This is a genomic window from Mesorhizobium sp. M4A.F.Ca.ET.050.02.1.1, assembly GCF_003997725.1.
In the GTDB taxonomy this organism is placed as follows: Bacteria; Pseudomonadota; Alphaproteobacteria; order Rhizobiales; family Rhizobiaceae; genus Mesorhizobium.
Map to the genome: position 1 here is coordinate 1 of NZ_RZSG01000418.1, position 5,286 is coordinate 5,286.

The window sequence follows — 5,286 nt, forward strand, 5'->3', positions numbered from 1 at the left end:
ACATTGAAGCCGCCGCTGAGCTCGGGCGAGACGATCACGCCCTGGTCGTCGGTCACGACGATGTTCGACAGCGCCGTATTGCCAGTGTTGGTCACCGTGTACTGCCAGCTGATCGGTTCGTCGACCAGCACGACCAGGCCGTCGCCCGACGCAGCGCCGTCGATGGTGATCTTGTCGATGGCGATCGCCGGCTGGTCCTCGGCGCCGCCGCTGAGCGTGGTGGTGCGCCACTCCTCGAAGCCGCCATTCGACCCCGAGAAGCTCGAATAGAGCGTTACGTAGGAATCTGCGGTAACGCCGGCATCGGTGAAGGCGGTGACCGGGATAAGTACCCGGTAGTCGTCCGTTCCCGAGCCGTGGTTGGCGTCGATCAGCGCTTGCGTGGTGGCGAGATCGAAGATCGAGGTGAACCCGGCAAAACCGGCGTTGTAGTCGGCAAGCGTGGCGTCGGCACCGGAGATGTAGATCCTCAGGTCGGTCAGCGAGATCTCGCCGTTGGTGGTGTTGTTGCTTTCGTTGAGGTCCAGCCGGAATTCGATGTAGTCGGTGCCGCCGACATTGATCGGCTGGAGATCGCCAAATTGCAGGCTGTGCGTGAAGGAGGCCTTGTTGTCGAGCACGTTGCCGTTCTGATCGGTGTTGAAACCCTCCTCGACGCTCGTCGCCTGAATGCGCAGGAAGGAATCGTAGTTCCCGGTTCCCGATCCGATGGTCGTTGCTTCGAGAAGCACGCCGCCGCCAATGTCCGCCATGTTACTTCCTCCACAATGTTGCGCGGTCGGCGGCCGAGCCGCCGTCCCCTAGCCCAGTCTGATCGCGGCGCCGGCGCCAAACGTCCGTGGTCCGCGCAGCGCGGCCCTGCCGGCAAGCGATCGTTGCATGAAAAAACGGTGGCAGCCTTGGACGCGAAAAGGACCGGCGAGGAGTCCCCCTTCGCCAGACACAACACCCCCCGGATGGCGGGACAGGCCCGCCGTCGGACTGACTGCTATACTCACGCCCTAAGCCCCGAACCCCCACGCGGTCATCAGCAACCGCTTGGACGTTAATATTTCCCAAACCATACTTTGCAGGTTGCAGTGAGCGCGTCCATATAACCCCGGTTATAGGAACCATCACGATGTCGCCATAAGTAAAATTCGGCGATCACGCGAATATATCTTTTCGAGGATTCTCGCTTTTCCTCGATGGGGGTCGCGACGTTTGCTCAAGCCCGCCAGAGTTTCCCGAGCGCTTCGTTGCGTCGCAAGAACAAAGGCCTGCATCGGCAGGGCGGCTCCTGAGCTTTGCCGTCAATCGCCTCGCATCTTGCTAAGGCACCCGGCCTGGGGTTAACTAAGTAGTTGCTAATATTTGTGCGACCACGCTACTTCCGTCGGCTTGGTTTCACGCTGGGGGTGCAAGCCGCGATCCCGTATCGATTCCGGCATGACAGGAAGCGTCCCGTTTTGGGCACGCAGGGGAGAAGTCACCGTGACCGAACACGGACCAGGGGCGGACTGACGATGGTCGCGACAATCCTCGTCGCCGACGATCACCCGCTGCTGCTGCACGGGCTGACCAGCCTGATCGCCCGCGATCCCGGCTTCAGGATCGTCGGATCGGCGCAAAACGGCACGGCTGCAATGGCGATGATCCGGCAGGAGAAACCGGATGTCGCCGTGCTCGATCTCAGCATGCCCGGCATGAGCGGGCTCGAGGTCGCCGCCGAGATCGGCAGGCAGGGGCTTGCGACGCTTTGCGTTCTCCTGACGGTCGGCGCCTCGCAGGCCCAGCTTTATGACGCGGTCGCGGCCGGCGTTGCCGGCATCGTGCTCAAGGAAGCCGCTATCGACGCGCTCTTGAGATGCCTCCACCGGGTCGCCGCCGGCGGCCGCTGGCTGCCCGCCGAGCTGGTCGGCGAGGCCATGCAAAGCGAGGCGGCGCGCAGGACCAAGTGGCATGACCTGTCGTCGCGGCTGACCAGCCGCGAGTTGGAGATCGCCCGGCTGGTCGTCACCGACAGGCCGAACGGGCAGATCGCCTTCGATATCGGGATTTCGAAGGGCACGCTGAAGATCCACATGAACAACATCTATCGCAAATTGCAGGTCTCCTCGCGGGCCCAGCTTTTGCAGCTCGCCGCCGGCCAGATCGGGCCAGAGGCCCGGAGCGGACGCACGGCAAAAGCCGATTCCGCCGCCGGTCCGAGACTGTTGTCGCGCCCGGCCAAATGAAAACCCGCGTGGGCCGCACAAAGGTCGATGTCGCAAACGCCGCGCTAAGCCTATAATCTCCCCAGCCAGGGAGAGGTGGTGCGATTGCTCGGGACTTTCTTGGGGGGATATTTGCAGCGCTGGGGCAGGCTTTCGCTCGCCCTGCAGTTCTTCATTGCCGGCGGCGTCGGGCTGCTGGCGGCGATGTTTGTGGTCGGGCTGTGGGTCACCTCGCAGATCCGCGAAGGCGTGATAACCAATTCCGCCGCGACCACGGCGCTCTATGTCGACAGCGTGATCGCGCCGCTGCTGCCCGACATGCGCAAAAGCCGCGAGCTCGGCGACACCGTCAAGCGGGCGCTCGACGAAACGCTTGGCCAGGGCGCGCTCGGCAACCGGCTTGTCTCGTTCAAGCTGTGGCGGCGCGACGGCACCATCCTCTACGCCAAGGACCCGACGCTGATCGGCAAGACGTTCGAGCCGAACCCACACCTCATCGCCGCTTTCGCGGGCAATGTCGTGGCCGAGTACAACGACGTCTCAGACGATGTCGAAAACAGGGGCAACAAGACTTTCGCGCAGCCGCTGTTCGAGATCTACAATCCGGTGCGCGAGCCCTGGTCGGGCGAAGTCGTCGCCGTGTCGGAATTCTACGAGGTTGCCGACGAATTCCAGGCGACGCTGCGGGCAGCACTTTGGTCGAGCTGGCTGGTGGTGGCGGGCGCCACGGCGGCGGCGCTGACGCTGTTGTCCGGCATCGTCTTTCGCGGCAGCCGCACCATCGAGACGCAACGCGCCGCGCTCGAGGCCAAGATCGCGGAATTGCAGACGGCGCTGTCGCAGAACTCGTCGCTGCGTCAGCGCGTGCAGCGCGCCTCGCGCCGCGCCACCGCCATCAACGAACGCTATCTCAGGCGCATCGGCGCCGACCTGCATGACGGGCCGGCGCAGCTTGTCGCGCTCGCCGCGCTGAGGATGGACAGCCCGATCCTGCTTGATCCCGCCGCCTCGAGCGAGTTGCGCGAGGCCGAGATTTCGGGCATCCACAAGACTCTCGGCGAGGCGATGCGCGAGATCCGCGGCATCTGCAACGGCCTGGTGCTGCCGCAGATCGAAACACAGGCCGTACCCGACATATTGCGGCTTGCGGTGAAGGAACACGAACGCCGCACAAGCAGCAGGGTGGCGCTGACACTTCCTGCCCGCTTGCCTGAACTCGGCACTTCCGAGAAGATCAGCATCTACCGTTTCGTCCAGGAAGGGCTGAACAATGCCTGGCGGCACGGAAAGGGCAAGGATCAGGCGGTGCGGGCCAGCATGAAAGGCGGCAGGCTGATGGTCGAAGTGATGGACGGCGGACCCGGCTTCGATCCGGGCAAGAGCGAAGGGCTCGGGCTTGCGGGCTTGCGGGAACGAATCGAGAGTATCGGCGGGCAGTTCGAGACGCTGTCCGGGCCGCAAGGCACGCGATTGGTGATTACATTGTCTGTCGAGGAGCAGCCGTGACCGGAACCATCCGCATCGCCATTGTCGACGACCATCCCCTGTTTCGCGAGGGTGTCGCGCGCAGCCTGGGCGAAATCGGCGGCTTCGCCGTTGTTGGCGAAGGCGCCAGCGCCGAGGACGCCGAAAGGCTGGTCCAGACGGTTGCGCCCGATGTCCTTCTGCTCGACATCAGCATGCCTGGTGGGGGGCTCAACGCCGCGGCCACCATCCTGTCCGGCCACCCCGGCCAGAAGATCGTCATGCTGACCGTGTCGGAGACCAATGCCGACGTCGCCCAGGCGCTCAACACCGGCGTGCGCGGCTATGTGCTGAAGGGCGTCGGCTCCAAGACGCTGGCCGAGATCCTCAGCGACGTCGCCGCCGGCCAGAGCTATGTCTCGCCAACGCTGTCGGCGAGACTGCTGTCGGACCTCTTGCAGCCGGCGAGTCGCAAGCCCGATCCGCTCAGCCAGCTCACCGGCCGCGAGGCCGAGATCCTGCGGCTGGTGGCGGAGGGCCTCAGCAACAAGGAGGTCGCCGCCAGGCTTTCGCTGCAGGAGAAGACGGTCAAGCATCACATGACCAGGGTGCTGGCCAAGCTCAACGTGCGCAATCGCACGGAGGCGGCGCTGCTGATGCACGAGGCGAAGGAAAGAGGGCAGTAGGGGAATAAGGCAGTAGGGAACAGGAAATTGTAAAGGCCATGGAGCACACGGCTCCGACTGCCCTACTGCCTCAAAAAATCACCCCCGTCCTGAGGGCGGGGGTGGGTGAGGCACAGAGAGGGGGTAGTTCCCTGCCCTCACAAGGCCAAGAGGCGCGCCAGATCCTCAGGCGTCGCCTTGCGCTCGATGATGGTTCGGCCAAAGGCATCCTCCATCTCGAAGCGGCCGTTCTGGATCTCTTCCTTCATTCCGTCGGGATGGATGACCTTGATAGTGCTGCCATTGATCTCGACCTTGTCTCCGGTCGCCGCGTTGACGTGGCTGTTATGATTGGCGCTGTTGCCGCGGTTTCCGTTATTGTTGCCTGAATTGTTACCGCTGTTGTTGCTGTTGCTGCCGCCGGAGCTTGAATTGCCCCCACTGTTGCCATTGCCGCCGCCGCCGTTCCCGTTGCCGCCGCCGCCATTGCCGCCATTGCCATTCCCGCCGTCGGCATAAGCCAAGGCGGGAACGATCGTGGCGGCGCCGTAGAGCTTGACGTGGCAAGGCGCGATCGTCAGCGCCAGCGCCGTCGAGATCAACAGGGCAAGTCGGCTCAGCCGGTTCAAGGACAGTTTTGGCACCCTTCTCTCCCCGCCGGTCTTCTGCGCGGTCTGACAGACCGCGGCCGGCACGATTGAGAAGCAAAGAATCCATGCAAGCGCACGCGCACGAAAGCGGCCCACGACCCATGCCTTGCCGGTTCAGACCTTTTTTGCCGCCTATGCCGGACCTATGTCGCACGGTCGGCGCAATGCCGCCAGGCGCGACAGCGGCAACCGCAAACCGGGGCCGGTTGACGGCGCGTTAACCAAGTCTCTTGGAAAGCGGGGCGCAATTCTCTAGAACTATAGCGCGTGAAAAACACAGGACCGCGCCAACGAACCGCGATGCGCCAAGGG

General features: G+C 63.8%; 5 protein-coding genes. 3 read left to right on the top strand and 2 right to left on the bottom strand.

Annotated elements, in window-relative coordinates:
* The coding region (locus EOA33_RS23215; protein ID WP_210212594.1) for a hypothetical protein at nucleotides 1–752 on the bottom strand (752 nt) is incomplete at its 3' end.
* A gap of 753 nt (nucleotides 753–1,505) precedes the next feature.
* Here EOA33_RS23215 and EOA33_RS23220 point away from each other — a divergent pair.
* The 3 genes from EOA33_RS23220 (at nucleotide 1,506) to EOA33_RS23230 (ending at nucleotide 4,345) form a co-directional block, all read left to right on the top strand.
* Complete coding sequence (locus EOA33_RS23220; RefSeq protein ID WP_126055409.1) at nucleotides 1,506–2,216, top strand: response regulator transcription factor; 711 nt, start codon at nucleotides 1,506–1,508, stop codon at nucleotides 2,214–2,216.
* Nucleotides 2,217–2,327: 111 nt separating this feature from the next.
* Nucleotides 2,328–3,701, top strand: a complete 1,374-nt coding sequence (locus EOA33_RS23225; RefSeq protein WP_245455515.1) for a sensor histidine kinase — start codon at nucleotides 2,328–2,330, stop codon at nucleotides 3,699–3,701.
* The gene (locus EOA33_RS23230) at nucleotides 3,698–4,345 is read left to right on the top strand and encodes a response regulator transcription factor (protein ID WP_126055410.1); all 648 of its coding nucleotides are present in this window, start codon (nucleotides 3,698–3,700) and stop codon (nucleotides 4,343–4,345) included. The genes EOA33_RS23225 and EOA33_RS23230 overlap by 4 nt, the downstream gene beginning before the upstream one ends.
* Nucleotides 4,346–4,482: 137 nt before the next feature.
* Here EOA33_RS23230 and EOA33_RS23235 read toward each other — a convergent pair whose 3' ends face one another.
* Nucleotides 4,483–4,968: a hypothetical protein gene (locus tag EOA33_RS23235; RefSeq protein WP_245455516.1), complete on the bottom strand. Its 486-nt coding sequence runs from the start codon at nucleotides 4,966–4,968 to the stop codon at nucleotides 4,483–4,485.
* Between the last annotated feature and the right edge of the window lie 318 nt (nucleotides 4,969–5,286).